We start from the raw sequence: 20,705 nt of genomic DNA on the forward strand, positions 1-20,705 counted from the left end.
CCATGGAACTCAGCAACACCGCCCACCGCTTCGTCATTCACTGGGGCGAGATGGGCTCGGCCTGGGGCGTCAACCGCACCGTCGCGCAGATTCATGCCCTGCTCTACTTCCACGGCAAGCCGCTGCATGCCGAGGAGATCTCCGAGACGCTCTCGGTGGCGCGCTCCAACGTCAGCAACAGCCTGAAGGAGTTGCAGAACTGGAACCTGATCCGCGTCACCCATCAGTTGGGCGACCGGCGCGACTACTTCGAAACCTCGCTGGATGTCTGGGAGCTGTTCCGCACCATCGTCCGTGAGCGGCGCGAGCGCGAGTTCGAACCCACCGTGCGGCTGCTGAACGAGCTCACGCAAGGCGACGACTTCGCGCGCGAAGCCCCCGACGCGCAAGACCGCGTGCGGGAGACGCTTGCCTTCATGGCCACGCTGGGCTCCTGGTCCGACGAAATGCTGCGCCTGTCGCCAAGCACCTTGCAGAAGGTGCTGAAGATGGGGGCCAGCGTGCAGAAGTTCGTCCGGGGCGATAGCGGCGCCTGAAGGTCACCGCCTTTTTTTGATCTTCAATTTCTGTTTTTACTGAAATATCGAGATGATCATGCGAAACACCACATTTCCGCTGACCCTGTACTACGACTCGGCCTGCCCGCTGTGCGACGGCGAGATGCGCAACCTGATGCTGCGCAACACGGCGGGCCTGCTGAATTTCGTGGACATCGCCGATCCCGCCTTCGATGCACCGCCGCCGAATACGAATCGCGAGCAGTTGATGACCTTGATGCACGGCCTCACCACCGACGGCCGCGTGCTGCGCGGCGTCGAGGTGTTTCGACTGGCCTATGGCGCCGTCGGCATTCCGCAGGTGGCCGCCATCACCGGCCTGCCCCTGGTCGCGCCGCTCAGCGAGGCGATCTATGCGCGCATTGCCCGCCACCGCTACCTCGTACCGCGCTGGCTGTCGAACCTGATCTTCGGCACCGTCCTGCGCCGCGCCGCCGAGCGGGCCGCGCGAGCGAACTGTGCGAACGGCAACTGCGCCCTGCCCCGGAGATGAGCACCATGTCCACCATCCTCGTCCTCGGCGCTCGCGGCTTCATCGGCAGCGCCATCGCCGATTTCGCCAAGGCGGCCGGTCATCCGGTGCGCACGCCGCGGCTCGACTTCGCGCGCCTGTTGACGCCCGAGGCCTGGCAGCCGCATCTCGAAGGTGTGGACATCGTCGTCAACGCCGTCGGCGTGCTGCGCGACAGCCATCAACGCCCGATGCAGGCCGTCCATGCCGACGCACCCCGCGCGCTGTTCGAGGCCTGTGCCGCACAAGGCTCGCGCCGCGTAATCCACATCTCCGCGCTGGGCATAGACGGCAATGCGACGCGCTATGCGCAGACCAAGCTGCTGGCCGAACGCGCACTCGAAGCGCACCGCGCGGCCGGCCGGTTGCCCCATGCCACCGTCGTGCGGCCCAGCATCGTCTTCGGTCCGGGCGGCGCCAGTTCGAGGCTGTTCATGACGATGGCCCGCCTGCCCTTGCTACCGCTGCCCGCCGCCGCGTTGCGTACCCGCGTGCAACCGATCGCGGTGACGGACCTGGCCGAAGCTTGCCTCGCGCTGATCCAGGCGGAGGTGCCGCCGGCCCGTGTCGATGCCGTCGGCCCCGAGGCGCTGACGCTGGCCGCCTTCATCGCCACCTTGCGCACGCAGCACGGCCAGCAAAGGCCGGCCCGCCTGCTGCCGCTGCCCGAAGCCCCGAGCCGCTGGAGCGCCCGCCTCGGCGATCACCTGCCCTGGCAGACCTGGTGCAGCGAGACGCTGGCCTTGCTGCAGCAGGACAACGTCGGCGATGCAGCAGTGCTCGGCTCCCTGCTCGGCCGCCCGCCGGTATCACCCCATCACTTCGTGAGGCTCGCATGGCCGCGCTGCCGCTGAAACTTCACCTGGCGCTCGCCAGCCTCGTCGTCGTCTGGCTGGCCACGGCGGTGGTCAGCATGATCGGCGGCGAGGGTGAGGCCCTGCTCGCGAGGGCAGGTGTTGCGGCCGGCTGGCATGCCCCGTTGATCGCCGCTGGCGACGCGCTGGACGCTGTGCTGGGCCTGGCGCTGTGGCGCTGGCACCGGCGCTGGATCTACATCCTGTGCGCGCTGAACATGATCGTCATGACGCTGGTCGCCACGGTGCTTCTGCCCGATCTGTGGCTCGATCCGCTCGGGCGGCTGCTGAAGAACCTCCCAATCGCCACCCTGCTCTATCTCCTGCACGAGGATGCGCCCGCATGAACCTCTATCTGCTCGTCAAGACCCTGCACATCCTCTCCAGCGTGCTGATGGTCGGCACCGGCTTCGGCTCGGCCTTCTACTTCTTCTTCGCGAACCGCAGCGGGCAACTGGCCGCGCAAGCGGTCGTGGCCCGCCTCGTCGTGCGTGCCGACACCTGGTTCACCACGCCCGCGGTGATCTTCCAGCCGCTCAGCGGCCTGTGGCTGGCCGCGCAGGCGGGATGGCCGTGGACGACGCCCTGGATCGTTGCAGCACTGGCCCTCTACGCACTGGCTGGTGCCTGCTGGTTGCCGGTGGTCTGGTTGCAATGGCGGATGGCGCAGATGGCCGCCGAGGCTCAACGCAGGGGCGCGCCGCTTGCACCCGCCTACGACCGCTACGCACGCCGCTGGGAAGCCCTCGGCTACCCGGCCTTCCTGGCGATGCTGCTGGTCTTCTGGCTGATGGTGAACAAGCCAATGCTCTGGGGCTGAGCCCGCGATCAAGTACCCAGCAAGCCCTTGAACGCCAGCACATCTGCCGAGCCCGCGGTGTACACGCGCACTGGCCCTTCGGAACCCGGATGTCCGCAGATCGCGATGGCCGAGCCGTCGTGCAGGCGCGTGATCTGGACGGCGTCACCGCGGCAGTCGCCGCGCTGCAGTGCGAGCGTGGCTTCGTCGTCGAAGCGCTCGAAACGGCGCTCGACCATGAAATCGGGCACCGAGGCCGCACCGCTGACCAGTTGTGGCAGCTTGAACTTCAGCAGCATGTAGCCTTGCCGGCCCGCCACCGCGCCCAGCACGACGGCGGCCAGCGCCGCGCCCACGGCGACCGTGCGAATTCCTGTCCGAAGCGTCCGACCCTCTGCCATCCGCCGATTCTCTTCGAACTGGCATCGGCGCGTGCGCCGCGGGATGCGGTCAGGCGCGCGCCAGGGGGATTTGCAGATTCGTCGGCCGGTTTTCCTCGGTATCGAAGCCGCGGCCGTCGACATGGCGGGCGCCCCAGAACAGCAGGTCGCCACGCAGGTGCACGAGATCGAACTCCTTGAAGTTCCTGCCCTCGGCGAGGCCGAACGGCGCGAATGCGCGGCCGAACACGCTCTGCATGCCGCCGACCGCCCAGCGCTCATAGCCGGCCGAGGCCACCTGGTTCAGCAGGTCGGCGAAGCCCTGGTGCAGTGGCGTCACCTCGTAGGCCTCGTCGGCCTCGAAATCCACCTTCTGCGCACCCTCGGCGATCGGATGCGGCCCGCGCCAGCGCATGTGGCCGCGGATGAAGATGCGCGCCAGCGGCACTTTCCCGAACGGGTCGGCCGCGTTGACAATGCTCAGTTCGAAGACATCGTCGGGCAGGTAGCGGAAATGGCGGGTCAGGTAGAACGGTTTGCTGCTGCCGTCGGCATTGCGCGCAGCGCTGGGGCGCAACTCGGGCGCGAGGCTGGTCCAGCTTCCCAGCAGGTCATCGGTGTTCATCGGGCAGCTTGCTTCGTTGAAGATCGCGCCAGTGTGGGCTTGACGGACGCGGCGACGGTAACCCGAATCGGCAAATCGCTCGCATGACACTCCTTTCCGTCCTCGAAGACTTCCACCTCGGCGGCGCGCCGGAGCCGGTCTGGCAGCAGCGCTACCGGCAGCTCTCTCCCGGCCGCATGAGCAGTCGGCTGCAGCAGGCCGGCACCGGGCGGCTGCGCCTCTACGGCAAGTGGATGAGCGAGCGCGTCGTGCAGCAGGGCTGCGTGCCACCGGGGCGGCTCTGCATCGCGCTGCTGGGTCAGGGCGGCAACAGCACCCCGCCGCCCCGCGCGCAGGGGCGTGAGCTGCCGACCAACGCGCTGCTGGTCCTGCACGCCGGCGAGGAGTTCCATCTGCAGCGCCCACCCGGCATGGAGCTGCTGTCCATCAGCTTTGAGCGCACGGCCTTCGATGGTCTGCTCGATGCCGCCGGTGGCTCGCGTCAGGCCTGGACGTCGCCGGTGCTGCAGGTCGCACCCGATCGCCTGGAGCATTTGCGCCGGCGCCTGCGTGCCGCGCTTGACGCGGGATCTCCAGCGTCGCCATTGGCCCTCTTCGCCACAGTGCAGGCCTTGCTGGACGAGGCTGGCACGACACGCCAGGCGCTGGGCAGCGCCTCCGCGAGCTACCTGGTCGCGCAATGCCATCGCATCGTCGTCGAGAGCGGCGCCGTGGCGCCCGGCATCGACGCGCTGTGCGCGAGCCTGCGCACCAGCCGGCGCAGCCTGCAGAACGCCTTCCAACAGGTCACCGGCCTGAGCCCGGTCGAGTACCTGCGCGGCCTGCGGCTGAACCTGGTGCGCCAGCGGCTCGTCGAGACCCCGGCGGCGCAGCTGAACATCGCGACGGCCGCCGCCGCGCAAGGCTTCGAGCAGATGAGCCATTTCGGCGCGCGCTACAAGGCGCTGTTCGGCGAGTTGCCGTCACAGACGCGCCGCGCGCCGGATCAGGGGCCGGCCGGCTCGTCCTCGCTTATGGGAATCGGCGGCCCCTGAGCCGCGTCGTCCGCCCGCGGCAGCGCATGCCAGTAGCGCCGCGCCAGCACCCGCTGACAGTTCCATTCGCCGGCCTGCCAATGAAGCGCACCGCAGTCCGGCGAACTCAGCACGCGAATGCCATGCCGCTGATAGCGCGCCAGAACCGGCAGCGCCGGGTGGCCGAATCGATTGCGGTAGCCGGCCTGCACCAGGGCCAGCCGCGGCGAGACGGCGTCGAGCAGCGCATCGGTCGACGAGGTCTTGCTGCCGTGGTGCGGCACGAGCAGCAGATCCGCGCGCAGCGCATCGGGCGCGCTGGCCTGCACCAGCGCCGTTTCCTGCGCTGCCTCGATGTCGCCGGTCAGCAGCACCGCACGGCCTGTCGCATCGATCACGCGCAGCACGCAGGACATCGCGTTGCTCTTGACCTTCGCGTCCTCGTACTGCGCCGCGGGCGGCCACAGCACCTCGAAGCGCACGCCGTCCCAGGCCCAACGCTGGCCCTGCTCGCAACGCCGGTGCGGCGCCATGCGGAGCAAAGGGTGACTGTCTTCCAGCGAGCTCAGCAGTTCCGCCACCGGCAGGCCGGCCATCACCGAGGCGGCACCGCCGACGTGGTCCACATCCCGATGGCTCAGCACCAGCCGATCCAGCCGCATCGTGCCGAGCGCGCGCGCCAGCGGCACCAGCACCCGCTGACCCGCATCGGCCTGCGGCCCGAACTGCGGGCCGGTGTCGAACATCAGGTCGTGGCCCTGCGTGCGCAGCAGCACGGCCGTGCCCTGGCCGATGTCAGCAGCCAGCAGCTCGAACGTACCGACCGCCGGCCGCAACGGCGCCGGCCACAGCAGCGGCAGCAGCAATGCGAGGCCGCAAGTGCGCAGCCGCCACGGTAGCGGCAGGGCCATCAGCACGCCACCCGCAAGACCTGACACCTGCGCCCACAGCGGCGCCACCGGCAATTGCCAGACCGCACCGGGCAGCGCATCGAGCCAGCGCAGCCAGGCCATCAGCGCCGCTACGCCCTGCTCCGCCAGCCACCAGGCGCCCGGCACCAGCGCCCCCAGCAGCGACAGCGGCGCGACGACGAAGGTCACCAGCGGAATCGCCAGCAGGTTCGCCGCCAGGCCCACGACCGAGATCTGCTGAAAGAACAGCAGCGACAGCGGCGTCAGGCCCAAGGTCGCGACCCACTGGCTGCGCAGGCCCTCGCGCAGCGCCGCCCGCCAGCCGGTGCCCGCGGGCGCACCGCCGCTGGCCATCAGCAGCCCCACGGCGGCAAAGGACAGCCAGAAGCCCGCCTGCGAGATCGCCCAGGGATCGATCGCCGTAACGACCACGGCCGAGGCCAGCAGGAGAAGCGGCCAGGGCCAGCGCAGGCCCAGCGAGCGCAGCAGCGCCAGGCTCGCCAGCATCCAGACCGTGCGCTGCGAGGGTACGCCCCAGCCGGAGAACAGCGCATAGACGAAGGCCGCAGCCACGCCGGCCCACAAGGCCACCCGTGGTGCCGGCGCCAGCAGGCACAGCCGCGCGCTGCGACGCCACAAGCGGCCGACGAGCCACTGAGCAGCCCAGGCGAACATGGTCACGTGGGTGCCACTGACCGCTAAAAGATGAGCCACGCCTGTATTGCGGAACAAGGTCCAGTCGGACTTGGCAATGGCATCTTGGTCGCCCAGACTCAGCGCCGCCAGCACACCGGCATGGGCCGGATCGCCGATGCGCCGGCCCAGCGCGTCGCGCAGCCGCTGGCGCCAGGCGTCGAGCGACCAGAACGGTGCCGGCGTCAGGCGCTGCAGCGTGCCCGGCCGCAGCACGCCGGTGGCGCGCAGGTCCTGCTCGAACATCCACAGCTCGTAGTCGAAGGCGAACGGGTTCATCAACCCGTGCGGGCGCTTCAGCCGCGCCACGGCCTGCCAGCTCTCGCCGGCGCGGATCGGCGGCGCGGTGCCACCGGGTTCGCCGAAGGCGCTGAGCATCATGTGTCGCGGCAGCGCCAGCGGCGGGTCCTGCGCGGACGGGCCGGCCCGCGCGTCCAGCACCTCGAAGGCGAAGCGCCAGCCCGGCGCGCCGCCCTGGCCCAGGGTGGCGCTGGGCAGTGAATCGATGCGGCCGATCAGCAGGACGTCGCGGCCCTCCCAGGCCTCGGGCAGCGCCTCATCGATGCGAAGCTGCGCGCGCCCTGCGCCAAGCGCGAGGGCCAGCAGCAGCGCCGCCAGCGGTAGCGCCCGGCGCCAGGTCGCCAGCGCGGCTGCCAGTGCCGCGAGGAGCAGAGCCCATTCGAGCGGCCCCGGCAAACGCTCGCAGCGCTGCAGCAGCGCCAGCCCGATCAGCCAGCCGAGCGCAGGCCCTACACCGGGGCGACGGCCGGTCGTCATGGGTGGCGTGAGCGGCAAATAGGGTCTCCCTGCTCGGTGTAGGATGCGCGCCGACCCATCCTAGCCATCGGGCCCGCGCCGCGCGCCCCCAGAACACCATGAGCAGCCCCGTCTACGACCGCCTGAAAGCCCTCGCCATCGAACTGCCGCCGCTGGCCGTTCCGGCTGCTGCCTACGTGCCCTTCGTGCGCACCGGCAACCTGATCTTCGTCTCCGGCCACATCGCGAAGAAGGACGGCAAGGCCTGGGTCGGCCAACTGGGCCGCGACGTGGACACCGCCACCGGCAAGGCCGCTGCCCGCGCCATCGCGATCGACCTGATGGGCACCCTGCACGCCGCCACCGGCGACCTGGGCAAGATCACCCGCATCGTCAAGCTGATGAGCCTGGTCAACAGCACCGGCGACTACACCGAGCAGCACCTGGTGACCAACGGCGCGTCGGAGCTGTTCGGCGAGGTCTTCGGCGCCGAGGTCGGTGCCCATGCCCGCAGCGCCTTTGGTGTCGCGCAGATCCCGATGGGTGCCTGCGTGGAAATCGAAGCGATCGTCGAAGTCCAGGACTGACCCCGCAATGTTCCTGCCTGTTTCCAAGCTGCCGGCGCGCACGCTGGCCGGCGTGGCCATCGCCTGCTTCGCGGCCCTCGCCTTCGCCCTGATCGCCCAGCACGTGTTCGAGGTCAAGCCCTGCCCCTGGTGCGTGATGCAGCGGGGCATCTTCCTCGTCATCGGCATCGTGTCCGGGCTGGCCGCCCTGGTCGCGCCGAGCAATGGTTCGCGCAAGGCAGTACTGGGCCTGGTCGTGGTGCTGGCCGTCTGCGGCGTGGCCGCCGCCGTGTTCCAGCATCAGGTCGCCGCGAACATGGAAAGCTGCGCGATGACGCTGGCCGATCGCATCAACACCGCGCTCGAACTGGAAGACCGCTGGCCCTTCATGTTCATGGTGACGGCGTCCTGCGCCGAAGCCGCCGCCTACCGGCTGCTGGGCCTCAGCTACGACATCTGGAGTGGCCTGCTGTTCCTGCTGATCGGCGGCGCCAGCCTCCGCACGATCCTCAAGCGCTGATCTCAGCTATTTCCGCTGGTCCCGCCAGGCCCTCTCGAAAGGGAGGCGCCACGCATGGGGTGCGATCAGTTGATGAACGGACTTGGGTCCCCATGAATCCACCGGATACAGGCGCACCGGTGGCGGTGCATCCAGCAAGGGCTGCGAGATTGCCCACAGCCGCTCGATGCCCTCGGCCGTCGTGAACAGCGTACGGTCGCCGCGCATCGCGTCGAGGATCAGCCGCTCGTAGGCTTCCAGCACGTCGCCGATCAGGCCCGTGTCGTTCATCGCAAACTGCAGGCTCAGCTTGTCCAGCCGCATGCCCGGCCCGGGCCGCTTGCCGTAGAAGCTCAAAGACATCTTCGAGGCATCGGCCAGGTCGAAGGTCAGGTGGTTGGGCCCCTGGGCGCCGACGCCCGAGCTCGCCGGGAACATGCTCTTGGGCGGCTCGCGGAACGCGATCGAGATGATGCGCTGGCCCTCCGCCATCCGCTTGCCGGTGCGCAGGAAGAAGGGCACGCCGGCCCAGCGCCAGTTGTCGATGAAGCACTTCAGCGCGATGAAGGTCTCGGTCTCCGATTCCGGGTCGACGCCGGCCTCGGCGCGGTAGCCGGCGTACTGGCCGCGCACGACGTCGTGCGGCTGGATCTCCAGCATGCTGCGGAAGACCTTGTTCTTCTCCTCGCTGATCGGCGTGGGCTCCAGCGCGGTGGGCGGCTCCATCGCGACGAAAGCGAGGATCTGGAACAGGTGGGTGACGACCATGTCTCGATAGGCGCCGGTCTGCTCGTAGAAGCCCGCGCGCTGGCCCAGGCCCAGGGTCTCCGGCACGTCGATCTGCACGTGGTCGATGAAGTTGCGGTTCCAGATCGGCTCGAACAGGCCGTTGGCAAAGCGGAAGGCGAGGATGTTCTGCGCCGGTTCCTTGCCCAGGAAATGGTCGATGCGGAAGATCTGCTCTTCGGCGAAGACCTCGTGCAGCTTCGCGTTCAGCGCGACCGCACTGGCGAGATCGGTGCCGAAGGGCTTTTCCATCACGATGCGCGAAGCCTCCACCAGCCCCGCCTCGCCCAGCATCCGCACCGCCGGCAGCGCCGCGCTGGGCGGCACACTGAGGTAGTGCAGGCGCCGGCATTCGCTGCCCAGCGCCGCCTCGGCCGCCTCCACCGCCGCGCGCAGTGCCGCCGGGCCGTCCGACAGCTTCACGTAGTCCAGCGTGGCGGAGAAGGCCTCCCAGTCCTTGGCCACCACCGGCCGCGTGCCGAACTCGTCCAGCGCACGGCGCGCCAGCGCGCGGAACTGCTCCGCGTCGATCTCGTCCAGCGACACGCCGACGATGCGGCAGCCCGGAATGAAGCCCGCCGTCGCCAGGTGGAACAGCCCCGGCAGCAGCTTGCGTTTCGCCAGGTCGCCGGTGGCGCCGAACAGCACCACCACCTGCGGGAAGCGTGGGCCCACGCCCTGCGGAATCTTTGCCATATCCATCGTCTCCTCGTGATACCTCGGTCTTGCAAGAACGGTGCCTTGCTTGTGGTCAATCGCCCTTCACGATCCCCTCACGCCGCGGATCGGCGGCGCCGAACCAGCCGGTCTTCGTGCGCTGGATGCCCTGCAGCCCGCTGGTCAGCTCGTATTCGACGACGTCGTGCCCCAGCGCGCGCAGGCCTTCGAGCGTTGCTTTCGGGAAGCCGCCGTCTTCCAGAACGGTCGGGCCGTTGAAACTGCCGTAGTTCGGCAGGTCGACGGCGCGCTGCAGGTCCATTCCCCAGTCGAGTGCGCCGACCAGGGTCTTGGCGACAAAGTGGATGATGGCCGGGCCGCCCGGCGCGCCCACGGTCATCAGCAGCCGGCCGCTGCGGGCATCGAAGACCAAGGTCGGGCTCATGCTGGAGCGCGGGCGCTTGCCGGGTTCCACGCGGTTGGCGACCGGCCGGCCGTCGGCGCCTTCGGGCGCCAGCGAGAAGTCGGTCATCGTGTTGTTCAGCATGAAGCCACCAGACAGGCCGGTGCCGCCGTCACTCATGATCTTGTCGCCGAAGGCGGATTCGATGCTGGTGGTCATCGCCACCGCGCGGCCTTGGGCATCGACGATGCTGATGTGGCTGGTGCCGTGCTCGGGCTGCTCGGCCTGGGCGGCGTAGGCGGTCGCCACATCGCCGGGCTGGCCCGGCGCAGCGGTCTTCATGCTGCGCGGGCCGATCAGCGCGGCGCGCTGCTTCAGGTAGGCCGGGTCGAGCATGCGCTGCCAGTCACCGCCGGGCGGGGTCACGAAGGCCGGGTCGGCGATGTATTGCGCGCGGTCGGCGAAGGCCAGGCGCGAGGCCTCGGTGTACAGGTGCAGCCAGGGCACGCTGGGCTTGCCGTCGCTCAAGGGGCGCTTGGGTTCACCACGCGCCTCGACGAGCTTCAGGATCTGCATCATCGTCAGCTGCCCCGACGAGGGCGGCGGAAAGCCACAGACGCGGTAGCGCTCCAGCCAGACGGCGCACAGCGCCTCTCGTTGCACCGGCTTGTAGGCAGCCAGGTCGTCCGCCGCCATGGGGCCGGGTCTTGCGCTGGCCTGGATGCGGTGGGCGATGTCCTCGGCGACCTTGCCGCGGTAGAAGGCATCCGGCCCCTGCTCGGCAATCGAGCGCAGCACAGCCGCCAGCGCCGGGTTCTTGAGGAGGTAGCCCACGGGGCGAGGCTCGCCGTGGGCGTCGTAGAACAACGGCCCGGCCTGCGGATCGTTCTTCAGCCGCCGTTCGTCCCGCAACAGCGAATTCAGGCGCAGGCTGACGGCGAAGCCCTGGTCGGCCAGCTCGATCGCCGGCTCGAACAGGCGCGCCCAGGGCAGTTGCCCCTGCTCGCGCTGCGCGGCAGCCAGCATCGCGATGACGCCCGGCACCGCGACCGAGAGACCGCCCGGAATCGCCTCGCCCACCGACATCGGCGTGCCGTCGGCCTTGAGGAACATGCGGGGCGTGGCGCCTGCCGGGGCGCTCTCGCGGCCGTCCCACGCGCTCACCTTGCCCTTGCCGTCGAACATCATCAGGAAGGCGCCGCCGCCGATGCCGCTGGATTGCGGCTCGACCAGGTTCAGCACCATCTGCACGGCGATCGCAGCGTCGATGGCGCTGCCGCCGGCCTTCAGGATCTTGTAGCCGGCCTCGACGGCGAGCGGGTTCGCGGCGGCGACGGCGAAGTGCTTGGTCGCCCAGCCGGGCTTGGCCTGCAGGCCGGAGGCGGCTTCGGGCTGCGCGGGGATGGCGGTATCGGCGGCCGAAGCCGACAGCGAGAACGAGAGACCGAACAGCAGCGTGGCAAGGGTGTACTTCATGCGGCTCATCATAGGAGCCACAGGGGACCGCATCGGACCCTCGCCTTCAGCCGAAGTAGCCGAGATTCTGCAAAGTAAAGTTGCCGACGTGGGGCAGCACCGCCGGCAGCTCGCTGGCCGGCACGCCCATCCAGGCCGCCAGTGTGGCGGCCAACTGGTCAACCGAGGTCGTCGGCAAGAGCCGCCCCTGGCCGACATCGTCCGGCCCGTTGGACACCACCACCGGCGCCTGCCCCCAGTAGCGGCCGCCCTTCACCGCGCCGCCGAGCACGAAGTGATGGCTGCCCCAGCCATGGTCCGAGCCGTCGCCGTTGCTGCTCAGCGTGCGGCCGAAGTCGGAGGCGGTGAACGCGGTCACCTGGTTCGACACGCCCAGCTCGACGGTGGCAGCATGGAAGCTCGCCAGCGCCTCGGACAGGTTGGACAGCAGGGCCGGATGCGCCGCGGCCAGGCCCGAATGCAGGTCGAAGCCGCCCAGCGAGACGAAGAACACCTGCCGGCTCGCACCGAGCGCAGCGCGCACGCCGATCATCTTCGCCACCATCTGCAGCTGCGTGGCCAGGCCGTTGCTCGCATCGAAGGCCGTACCCAGCGCCGGCAGGCCGGAAAGCGCCGAGGCGACCTGACCCTGCGCGCCGATCGAACGGGTGACCACGCGGTTCAGCTCGCGCTCCATCCAGTGCGTGCGGTCCGTCGCCGTGATCAGGCCGCGCAAGACGTCCGAGCAGGCCTGCGAGCCATACAGCGGCTTGCCGACGAAGTTGATCGGCACGGCGCCGCTGGGCGCCACCTGGTACTGCACCACCTGCTGGCCGGCCATGAATACCGCATTGCCGGAGACGTTGACGCAGGTGAACACCGACTGCCCGTTGCTGGACAGGAAGCGGTCGCCGATGCGTCCGCCCCAACCGGACGGCGCGCCCTCGGCGGCGCTCGACTGCCAGTAGCTCTGCTGGTCGTTGTGCGAGAACAGCTTCGGGGGCAAGGGCACGCTCTGCGCCTTGTACTGCGCCAGCGTCGTCGGCTGCACCAGCGTGCCGACGTTCAGTTGCACGCCAAGCTGCCCCGCGTTGAACAGCGACTGCAGCCGGCCCATCTGCGGCGCCAGCGCCATCTGGCGGCCGTCGGGCAACAGCGCCAGTGGCAGCAACTGCTCGCGCGGCGTCGCCAGGCTGGCGCGCAGCGAGGCATAGGCCTGGTAGCTCGCAGCGTCGTAAGGCACGACGGTGTTCGCATAGTCGTTGCCGCCGTACAGGAAGACGCAGACCAGCGCCTTGTAGTCGCCCGGCGCGGTGGCCGCGGCGGCTTCGCCCATCGAGGCTAGGCTCAGGGCCCAGGGCGCGGCCGAACCTGCCAGGCCCAGCGCGGACGCGCGGCGGAGGAACTCGCGGCGTTGCAGCCGCGGCAGTTGATTGATACGCATGGCAGACGACTCGCTTACTTCTGGACGAGATATTCCGGGCACGCCATCACCATCAGCACGGCGGCACAAACGCGGTTGAGCTTGGCGGCGTCCGAGCTGGGCTTGATCGTCTCGACGGCATTCGTGATCGCCGCCACGGTGGCGGCGCTGAGGGTCGAGCCGCTCAGCAACAGTGCGACGTGGTTGACCAGCGCGGCCGAATCGCCTGCCAGCGCCAGCTCGTCCGTGTAGTCCGGCTTCACATCGGTGCCGAACCCATTCGCGATGACGGACTGCATGAAGTTGATGTAGGCCGCGACACTGCTCTCGTTGCAGAGCTGGAACTCCGGCGCGGTCACGCCACTCGTGCCCAGTTCCGAGTTCGGCGGCACATAGCCTGGTCGGAAGAAGTTGAACACCGAGCCGCTGCGCAGCGGGCTTTGCGCCAGGCGGTTCGCCGGGCTCGAGGTGTCGCCGATGGTCCAGAGGCCGGTACTCGATGCGGCCTTGAACGTGCGGCCCCACTGCAGCAGGCGCACGACCGGCTCGCGCAGCCGGCCGGCGTCGGGCGTCGTGCCGATGTTGCGAGCCTCGTCGTCGAGCAGTACGGCGCGGATCACCGCCTTCATGTCGCCGCGCTGGCCGGCACCGTTGTCATTGAAGGCCAGGGCCACGCGCTTCACGTAGGCCGGGCTCGGATTCGAGCAGACCAGCCGCTGGATCAGCTGTCGGCCTATGAACGGGCCGACGTTCGGATGGTTGGCCAGCGTGTCCAGCGCGATCTGCATCGCTTTCGGGCCGTCGGCGCTGGCGGGAACGTTCACGTCCAGCACCTTCTTCGCGCCGCTGGAGAAATAGGCAGGCTGGTTGACCATCGGCTTGAGCACGTAGGACGGATCGGTGCTGCTCTGCCCGTCGTAGGTCCAGCCGGTGAAGACGCCGGCTAGGTTGGTGATGTCGGTTTGCGTGTAGGTCGGGATCGGATTGCCCGCGGCGTCGAGCACCGGCGTGCCATCCAGGTTCAGCTTGACGAGGCCGATCGTCATCAGCTGCATCACCTCGCGGGCGAAGTTCTCGTCCGGTTGATTGCCGGCGGCCGAGGCCTTGCGGCTGCCCAGCATGTTCAGATAGACGCCCATGCCGCAGGACAGGGCCACGCCCTCCAGCAGCGAGCGGAAGCTTCCGAACGCGTTGGCGCTCAACATGTCCACATAGGCGGCACCCGTCGGCACCGGCCAGGCGCCGTTGATACCCGGCAGGCCGATGACGAAGATCTCACTGAGCGCCAGCACGATGCGCTGGCGCAGGTGGTCCGGGCCGGTGAGCAGGCTGCGCCACAGCACGTTGTCCAGGCCGGACCAGCCGAACAGGTTGGCCGTCGTCGCGTAGCCCTTGTCGACCACCCACTGGTAGTTGGACACGGGGTCCGGGTCGATCGCGAACTGGCGGTCCAGCCAGGCGGCGTAACCGCCTTTCACGACGATAGCGATATCCGCCATCGAAGCCGCGAAGCCGGCCTGGCCGAGAAAGCGCGCGGCAGCGGCCAGTGTGATCAGCGTTGCCGCCGGTCGGCTTTCCGTGACGGTGCCGCTGCCGGCCGCGCCCGCATCGGCGGATGATGCAGCGCCGGCCGGGGCCGCGCTAGCCGGACTGGCGTCATCGCCCCCACCCCCGCCGCATGCCGCCAACGCTGCGCTTGCGATCGCTGCGGCCGCCAGACTGGCGGCTCGCGAGCCTTCTTCGCCCACGTTCTCCTCAAGCGGAGCGGGCGCTATTTGATTGGTCTCCATGACCGGACCCCCCTGTACTGCAGGCCGGAGTTTGAAGATCAATCGCCGGCAGCGTTCCTTGGATATCGGACGCAAAACGACGAGCTGCAATCAAACGTAACGCCAAATTTCAGCGCATGAAAAAAGGCCGACAAAGTCGGCCTCGTTTCGCGCTGGAGTGGCTCCTACAGCAGCGGCACGCCCGTCTTGGCCTGCACTTGCTCGCGCGTCACGCCTTCGGCCAGCTCGACGAGCTTCAGCCCTTGCGGCGTCACGTCCATCACGGCCAGGTCGGTGATGATGCGGTTGACGACGCCAACGCCGGTCAGCGGCAAGGTGCACTTGGGCAGGATCTTCAGGTCCTCGCTGCCGTCCTTCTTGCGCGCCACATGCTCCATCAGCACGATCACGCGCTTGACGCCGGCCACCAGGTCCATCGCGCCGCCCATGCCCTTGACCATCTTGCCGGGGATCATCCAGTTGGCCAGGTCGCCGTGCTCGCTGACCTGCATCGCGCCGAGGATGGACAGGTTGATCTTGCCGCCGCGGATCATCGCGAAGCTGTCGTGGCTGCCGAAGATCGACGAGCCCTTGATCGTCGTCACCGTCTGCTTGCCGGCGTTGATCAGGTCCGCGTCGACCTCGTCCTCGGTCGGGAACGGGCCGATGCCCAGCATGCCGTTCTCGCTCTGCAGCCAGACTTCCTTGTCCGCCGGCACGAAGTTGGCCACCAGCGTCGGGATGCCGATGCCGAGGTTGACGTAGAAGCCGTCTTCCAGTTCCTGGGCGGCGCGAGCCGCCATCTGATCTTGAGTCCAGGCCATGGTTCAGGCTCCCTTCTTTTCCGACAGCGTGCGCTTCTCGATGCGCTTCTCGGGCGTCGCGTTGACGACGATGCGGTGGACGTAGATGCCCGCGAGGTGGATGTCGTCCGGATCGATGTCGCCGGTCTCGACCAGTTCCTCCACCTCGACGATCGTCACCTTGCCCGCCATCGCGCAGGCCGGGTTGAAGTTGCGCGCGGTGCGGCGGAACACCAGGTTGCCGCTGCGGTCGGCCTTGTGGGCCTTCACCAGCGCCACGTCGGGCATCAGCGAGCGCTCCATCACGTAGGTCTCGCCGTCGAATTCGCGCAGTTCCTTGCCTTCGGCCACGATGGTGCCGACGCCGGTCTTCGTGAAGAAGGCCGGGATGCCGGCTCCGCCGGCGCGCAGCTTCTCGGCCAAGGTGCCTTGCGGCGTGAATTCCAATTCCAATTCACCGGCCAGGTACTGGCGCTCGAATTCCTTGTTCTCGCCGACGTAGCTGGAGATCATCTTCTTGATCTGGCGCGTCTGCAGCAGCAGGCCCAGGCCGAAGTCGTCGACGCCGGCGTTGTTCGAAATCGCCGTCAGTCCCTTCACACCCGAATCGCGCAGCGCGGCGATCAGTGCCTCCGGAATGCCGCAGAGGCCGAAGCCTCCGACCGCCAGCAACTGGTCGTCGCGGACGATGCCCTGGAGCGCCGCGGTGGCGCTCGGGTAGACCTTGTTCATCCTGTGTCTCCAATCAAATGCAGCCGCGAGCGTACAGGCGAAGGCACTACGTAGTCGATTACGTAGAATTGCCTAAGCACCCTCGCAGGATCCCCGCATGAACATCGACGCGCTGCAAACCGCCATCCCGAGCCTTTTCGCACCCTGGATCGCCGCGATGGACTTCCGGGTGCAGGCCACCGCCAAGGGCGAGGTGACGCTGAGCATGCCGATCAAGCCCTCGTACATCCACGTCGGCGGCGTGATGTGCGGCCAGGCTGCGATGGCCGCAGCCGACACGGCGATGGTGCTGGCGATGATGGCCTATCTGGGCGAATTCCGGCCCATGACCACGGTGCAGCTGCAGACCAGCTTCCTGCGCCCGCTCTCCGGCACACACTGCATCGTCAAGGCCACCGTGCTGCGCAGCGGCAAGAGCCTGGCCTTCGGCAGCATCGACATCCTCGACACCGACGGCCGGCTGGCCGTTCAGGCCACGACCACCTACGCGCTGCTGTGAGCATCGACCACCGCACGGCCTTCGACATGGCCCCGGTGGGCCTCGTCATCTCGGCCCAGCGGCTGATCGTCGACTGCAACCGCCAGGTGCTGGCGATGTTCGGTGCGCAGCGCGAACAGCTGATCGGCAAGAGCTTCGAGGTGATGTACCCCAGCCCGGCCGAGTTCGAGCGCACCGGCGCGCGCATCGTCGCCGCGCTGGATGCGCAGGGCTACTACGCCGACGACCGCGTGATGCGCCGCCTCTCCAGCGGCGAGCACTTCTGGTGCCATGTGGCCGGCCGCGCGCTGGATCCGCGCGATCCGCACGCCGAAGGCATCTGGAGCTTCCAGGACCTGTCCGCCACGCGCCAGCAACTGAGCGCCGAGCTGACCCCGCGCGAGCGCGAGATCGCCGCCCTGCTGATCGAGGGGCTGACCAGTAAACTCATCGGCCGACGGCTTGCGATCAGCCCGCGCACCGTCGACGTCTACCGCGCCCGGTTGATGAAGAAGTACGCCGCGGCTTCCACGCCCGACCTGATCCACAAGCTTCTCGTCACATGAGTGCCGCCCACGACGCCCACGCTGCCGCCGCTCCTTACTGCCTGAACTGCCACTACACGTTGTCCGCGCCGCGGCCGCGCCATTGCGGCCACTGCGGCCAGGAGACGGACCTGCATCCGCCGTCGATGCACGAATTCGTGCACGAGTACGTGGGGCACTACGTGGCGCTGGAAGGTCCGCTGTGGCGCACGCTGTGGGCGCTCATCGCCCTGCCCGGGCGGCTGACGCGCGAGTACTTCGCCGGCCGGCGGCGCCGCTACGTGCTGCCGCTGCGCATCTACCTGACGGCCAGCTTCATCTTCTTCGCCGGCAACCATTTCATCGGCACCGAGGCGGAGCAGACGCCGGATCGCGAGATCGGCGCCGTCGTCCAGGGCGCGCCCAACTCGCCCAAGGAGAGCATCGAGGTGCTCGCCGACGAGATGAAGCCCTGCCTGAAGGACCGCAGCACCTGCGGCTGGGTCGACTACCAGTTCGTCAGTGCGATGGAGCGCATCAAGCACACCAGCATGCGCGCGCTCTGGCAGCGCCTGGTCGCGCTGCAGCCCTATGCGATGCTGCTGATGCAACCGGTCTTCGCGGCGCTGCTGTTGCTGATGTTCGCCGGCTCCGGGCGACCCTATGCCGAGCACTTCGTGTTCTCGCTGCACATGCACGCCTTCTGGTTCCTGGCGCTGCTGCTGGCCAACGCTATCGGCAGCAGCGACATCATCCAGTTCTACGCCTTCGGCCACGGCCTCGCGGCCCTGCGCACCGTTTACGAGCGCGGCTGGTGGGGCAGCATCTGGCGCGGCCTGCTGCTGGCGCTGCTTTACCTGACGCTGCTGCTGATGGCGGAGATCGGCTGGCTGATCGTCGCCGCGCTGACGTCTCACTGACCTTCATTGCGCCGTCGCACAACGGAAAAGTTCACTCGTAACAATGGGCGGGCGCTATCCCAAATTGAGAGGATCAGCGCGTATCTACCTGTATCGAGGCGGCGTCGCTCGCCTATGATTTCGGGGTGCATCGAAACGAAACGTTCGATGCTGCAACATTGGATGCAAGAAGAGGGGAATTTGCCATGAAGTGCAACTCGATCCTGATGGCCCTGCTGACCTCGGCCTGCTTGGCCGCCCTGCCCGCCCGCGCCGCCGACGAAGCGGCCGCCGTTGACCTCAAGGACGCGGTCCCACAGGTCAAGGACATCCAGGATGGCCTGTTCCCGGATGACGAATGCGAGCAGCTGAAGGCCGCCGGCTTCAAGTGCATGGGCTTCAAGGCCGCGCAACGCTATTCGCTGCCCGCCGCCACCTTCAAGGCCGGCTCCGCCGATCTGCCGGACTCCGTCAAGCGCCAGCTGGACGTCTTCGCCGAAGCGCTGAAGGGCCGCAGCGGCACTTCGCAGAAGGTGCGCCTGGAAGGCCATACCGACGCCTCCGGCAGCGCCACCGGCAACCAGGAGCTGTCGCAGCGCCGTGCCGAAGCGGCGCGCCAGTACCTGGTGGACAAGGGCGTCAGCCCCGATCTGTTGACCGCCGTCGGTGTCGGCTCCTCGCAGCCCAAGCCGGGCCTGTCGCCCCAGGCGCCGGAGAACCGCCGCGTCGAGATCAGCCGCGACTCGCAGCCCGGCGCGCGCTGACTGCCGCCATGACATCCCGCGATCCGGCGCTGCGCCGGATCCGTTCCGACTGACCAGCGACGATTTGCGCGACCCGGCCTGACCCGGCTCTGCGCCGGGAGTGTTCATGCTGCGTGCTCCAGGGTACGTTCGAGAAGGATGGCGCAGCGTACCTGCCGCGCTGAGCCTTGCGCTGATGGCCGCCACGGTCCAGGCGCAGACCAACACCACGCCCACGGTAGTCCCGACACCCGGCGAACTCACCCGCCAGCTCGAGCCGCTGCGCCCGACCGAGGCACCGCCACCGGACATCCGCCCGCTGCCGCCGGAAATGCCCCGGCCCGAGAACGACCAGCTCAGCCTGGACGTGCAGCGCTACACCGTCGACGACTCGGCGCCCGAGTCGCTGAAGGCCGCCCTGCCCCGGCTGACCGCCGCCTTCGTCGGCAAGGGGCGCAACTACGAAGACCTCGTCAACGCCACCAGCGCCGTCACCCGCTTCCTGCAGAGCGAGCTGGGCTACTACCTGGGCTATGCCTACCTGCCGGCACAGACGCCGGAGGACGGCAGTGTGCGCATCGCGATCCTCGAAGGCCGGCTGGACCGCGCCGTGCTCAAGGACGCGGACAAGCTACCGGTCCGGCGCGAGGTGCTGCAGGCCTACATCGACCGGCTGAAGCCGGGCTCGATCCTGAAGGTGCAGGATGTCGAGCGCGTCGTCTTCCTGCTGAACGACCTGCGCGGCGTCAACGTGAGGGCCGAGGTGAAGCCCGGCACGCAGCCGGGCACGGCGATCCTGGAGTTCACGCCGACGGGCGATCCGCGCTTCGACCTGAAGGCCGACGGCGACATGAACGGCTCCAAGTACATCGGCCGCATCCGCCTCGGCGCCACCGGCTACTGGAACAGCCCGCTGGGCCGCGGCGACAGCGTCTCGGCCTCGGCCCTGGTCTCGGGCGGCGGCGGGCTGAAGTTCGCACTGATCGGTTACAACACGCCGATCGGCTCGAACGGGCTGAAGGCCGGCATCTCGGTCTCCACACTGAAGTACGCGCTCGACAAGACCGACTTCCCGCTGGACCTGCACGGCAGCGGGAACACCGCCAACGTCTACGTGCTCTACCCCTGGGTGCGCTCGCGCAACCTGAACCTGTTCTCGCTGACCGCGCTGGACGAGAAACGCTACGACGACACGATCTCCGCGATCGACACCAAGAAGACGATCCGCGACGGCGTGCTGGGCATCACCGGCGACTTCCGCGACAGCCTGCTGGGTGGCGCCGTCAACACCTTCGAGCTGAACTACAGCCATGGCCAGTTGAGCTTCGCCAAGCAGAAGCCCTCGGGCTCGGACGACGACGACAACTTCGGCAAGTTCAGCTACGCGTACTCGCGGCTGCAGAGCATCGTCGAAGGCCGGCTGCTCGGCTACTTCAACCTGCGCGGCCAGTTGGCGATGAACAACCTCGACTCGACCGAGCAGTTCCGCGCCGGCGGCCCGGACGGCCTGCGCGGCTACGGCCCCGGCGACGGCACCGGCGACAGCGGGACCATCGTCTCTGCCGAGCTGCGCTGGCTGCCGCCCGAGGCCTGGTTCGGCCGCTTTGCGCGCGAGCTGGTGCTGGGCGTGTTCGTCGACGGCGCCCGCATCACCTTGCGCAAGGACGCCTCGCGCATTCCGCGCGACCCGAGCTACGTCAACACCGCCTCGCTCTATGACGCCGGCTTCTCGCTGGTCTGGGCTCGGCCCGCCGCCTACGCGCTGCGCATGAGCATCGCCTCGCGCCTGGGCAGCGAGAACACGGCCGTCGCAGCGGCCGACGAATCGAGGGTGCGCCTGTACCTGCAGGGCACCTGGTTCTTCTGAAG

At 68.6% G+C, this 20,705-nt stretch carries 22 protein-coding genes; 13 read left to right on the forward strand and 9 right to left on the reverse strand.

Going from position 1 to position 20,705, the window contains the following annotated elements; translation table 11 throughout:
- The first annotated feature begins 2 nt into the window (after positions 1-2).
- The 5 genes from SNE35_RS15160 to SNE35_RS15180 are packed head-to-tail and all read left to right on the forward strand — an operon-like array spanning position 3 to position 2,742.
- A complete protein-coding gene (locus SNE35_RS15160) occupies positions 3-536 on the forward strand; it encodes a GbsR/MarR family transcriptional regulator (protein ID WP_320423750.1) in 534 nt (177 codons plus the stop codon).
- Positions 537-594: 58 nt separating this feature from the next.
- Positions 595-1,050, forward strand: a complete 456-nt coding sequence (locus tag SNE35_RS15165; protein WP_320423751.1) for a thiol-disulfide oxidoreductase DCC family protein — start codon at positions 595-597, stop codon at positions 1,048-1,050.
- A gap of 5 nt (positions 1,051-1,055) precedes the next feature.
- Positions 1,056-1,922 carry an NAD-dependent epimerase/dehydratase family protein gene (locus SNE35_RS15170; RefSeq protein ID WP_320423752.1) on the forward strand — a complete coding sequence of 289 codons (867 nt, stop codon included), beginning with the start codon at positions 1,056-1,058 and terminating at the stop codon, positions 1,920-1,922.
- Positions 1,904-2,269 (forward strand): DoxX-like family protein, encoded by a 366-nt coding sequence (locus SNE35_RS15175; RefSeq protein ID WP_320423753.1) that lies wholly within the window; start codon positions 1,904-1,906, stop codon positions 2,267-2,269. Before SNE35_RS15170 ends, SNE35_RS15175 begins: the two co-directional genes overlap by 19 nt.
- A complete protein-coding gene (locus SNE35_RS15180) occupies positions 2,266-2,742 on the forward strand; it encodes a DUF2269 family protein (protein WP_320423754.1) in 477 nt (158 codons plus the stop codon). Before SNE35_RS15175 ends, SNE35_RS15180 begins: the two co-directional genes overlap by 4 nt.
- A gap of 8 nt (positions 2,743-2,750) precedes the next feature.
- Here SNE35_RS15180 and SNE35_RS15185 read toward each other — a convergent pair whose 3' ends face one another.
- The gene (locus SNE35_RS15185; RefSeq protein ID WP_320423755.1) at positions 2,751-3,122 is read right to left on the reverse strand and encodes a hypothetical protein; all 372 of its coding nucleotides are present in this window, start codon (positions 3,120-3,122) and stop codon (positions 2,751-2,753) included.
- 49 nt (positions 3,123-3,171) lie between these two features.
- The gene (locus tag SNE35_RS15190; protein ID WP_320423756.1) at positions 3,172-3,726 is read right to left on the reverse strand and encodes an RNA-binding protein; all 555 of its coding nucleotides are present in this window, start codon (positions 3,724-3,726) and stop codon (positions 3,172-3,174) included.
- An 83-nt stretch (positions 3,727-3,809) separates the two neighbouring features.
- Between SNE35_RS15190 and SNE35_RS15195 the strand changes: the two genes are divergently transcribed.
- Complete coding sequence (locus SNE35_RS15195; RefSeq protein ID WP_320423757.1) at positions 3,810-4,760, forward strand: AraC family transcriptional regulator; 951 nt, start codon at positions 3,810-3,812, stop codon at positions 4,758-4,760.
- Here the strand turns inward: SNE35_RS15195 and SNE35_RS15200 are convergent.
- The gene (locus SNE35_RS15200) at positions 4,712-7,120 is read right to left on the reverse strand and encodes a DNA internalization-related competence protein ComEC/Rec2 (RefSeq protein ID WP_320423758.1); all 2,409 of its coding nucleotides are present in this window, start codon (positions 7,118-7,120) and stop codon (positions 4,712-4,714) included. The genes SNE35_RS15195 and SNE35_RS15200 overlap by 49 nt on opposite strands.
- Before the next feature lie 98 nt (positions 7,121-7,218).
- Between SNE35_RS15200 and SNE35_RS15205 the strand changes: the two genes are divergently transcribed.
- The gene (locus tag SNE35_RS15205) at positions 7,219-7,686 is read left to right on the forward strand and encodes a RidA family protein (protein ID WP_320423759.1); all 468 of its coding nucleotides are present in this window, start codon (positions 7,219-7,221) and stop codon (positions 7,684-7,686) included.
- 7 nt (positions 7,687-7,693) lie between these two features.
- Complete coding sequence (locus SNE35_RS15210) at positions 7,694-8,185, forward strand: disulfide bond formation protein B (RefSeq protein WP_320423760.1); 492 nt, start codon at positions 7,694-7,696, stop codon at positions 8,183-8,185.
- Between the two features lie 6 nt (positions 8,186-8,191).
- On the opposite strand, the gene zwf is transcribed toward SNE35_RS15210, so the two are convergent.
- The 6 genes from zwf to SNE35_RS15240 form a co-directional block, all read right to left on the reverse strand.
- Positions 8,192-9,646: a glucose-6-phosphate dehydrogenase gene (zwf, locus tag SNE35_RS15215; protein WP_320423761.1), complete on the reverse strand. Its 1,455-nt coding sequence runs from the start codon at positions 9,644-9,646 to the stop codon at positions 8,192-8,194.
- 55 nt (positions 9,647-9,701) lie between these two features.
- A complete protein-coding gene (ggt, locus tag SNE35_RS15220) occupies positions 9,702-11,486 on the reverse strand; it encodes a gamma-glutamyltransferase (RefSeq protein WP_320423762.1) in 1,785 nt (594 codons plus the stop codon).
- A gap of 46 nt (positions 11,487-11,532) precedes the next feature.
- Positions 11,533-12,909: a DUF1501 domain-containing protein gene (locus SNE35_RS15225; RefSeq protein ID WP_320423763.1), complete on the reverse strand. Its 1,377-nt coding sequence runs from the start codon at positions 12,907-12,909 to the stop codon at positions 11,533-11,535.
- A gap of 14 nt (positions 12,910-12,923) precedes the next feature.
- The gene (locus SNE35_RS15230) at positions 12,924-14,678 is read right to left on the reverse strand and encodes a DUF1800 domain-containing protein (RefSeq protein WP_320423764.1); all 1,755 of its coding nucleotides are present in this window, start codon (positions 14,676-14,678) and stop codon (positions 12,924-12,926) included.
- Positions 14,679-14,842: 164 nt separating this feature from the next.
- Positions 14,843-15,481 (reverse strand): CoA transferase subunit B, encoded by a 639-nt coding sequence (locus SNE35_RS15235; protein WP_320423765.1) that lies wholly within the window; start codon positions 15,479-15,481, stop codon positions 14,843-14,845.
- Positions 15,482-15,484: 3 nt separating this feature from the next.
- Positions 15,485-16,192, reverse strand: coding sequence for a CoA transferase subunit A (locus tag SNE35_RS15240; RefSeq protein WP_320423766.1), 708 nt, complete (start codon positions 16,190-16,192; stop codon positions 15,485-15,487).
- Between the two features lie 97 nt (positions 16,193-16,289).
- Between SNE35_RS15240 and SNE35_RS15245 the strand changes: the two genes are divergently transcribed.
- From SNE35_RS15245 to SNE35_RS15265, 5 genes are all read left to right on the forward strand, one after another.
- The gene (locus SNE35_RS15245; protein ID WP_320423767.1) at positions 16,290-16,691 is read left to right on the forward strand and encodes a PaaI family thioesterase; all 402 of its coding nucleotides are present in this window, start codon (positions 16,290-16,292) and stop codon (positions 16,689-16,691) included.
- Complete coding sequence (locus SNE35_RS15250) at positions 16,688-17,236, forward strand: PAS and helix-turn-helix domain-containing protein (RefSeq protein WP_320423768.1); 549 nt, start codon at positions 16,688-16,690, stop codon at positions 17,234-17,236. The genes SNE35_RS15245 and SNE35_RS15250 overlap by 4 nt, the downstream gene beginning before the upstream one ends.
- Positions 17,233-18,114, forward strand: a complete 882-nt coding sequence (locus SNE35_RS15255) for a DUF3667 domain-containing protein (RefSeq protein WP_320423769.1) — start codon at positions 17,233-17,235, stop codon at positions 18,112-18,114. The genes SNE35_RS15250 and SNE35_RS15255 overlap by 4 nt, the downstream gene beginning before the upstream one ends.
- A 185-nt stretch (positions 18,115-18,299) precedes the next feature.
- A complete protein-coding gene (locus tag SNE35_RS15260) occupies positions 18,300-18,857 on the forward strand; it encodes an OmpA family protein (protein ID WP_320423770.1) in 558 nt (185 codons plus the stop codon).
- Between the two features lie 175 nt (positions 18,858-19,032).
- Positions 19,033-20,703: a ShlB/FhaC/HecB family hemolysin secretion/activation protein gene (locus tag SNE35_RS15265; protein WP_320423771.1), complete on the forward strand. Its 1,671-nt coding sequence runs from the start codon at positions 19,033-19,035 to the stop codon at positions 20,701-20,703.
- Positions 20,704-20,705: the final 2 nt, after the last annotated feature.

Source organism: Roseateles agri (assembly GCF_034043675.1).
Taxonomy (GTDB): Bacteria; Pseudomonadota; Gammaproteobacteria; order Burkholderiales; family Burkholderiaceae_C; genus KK5.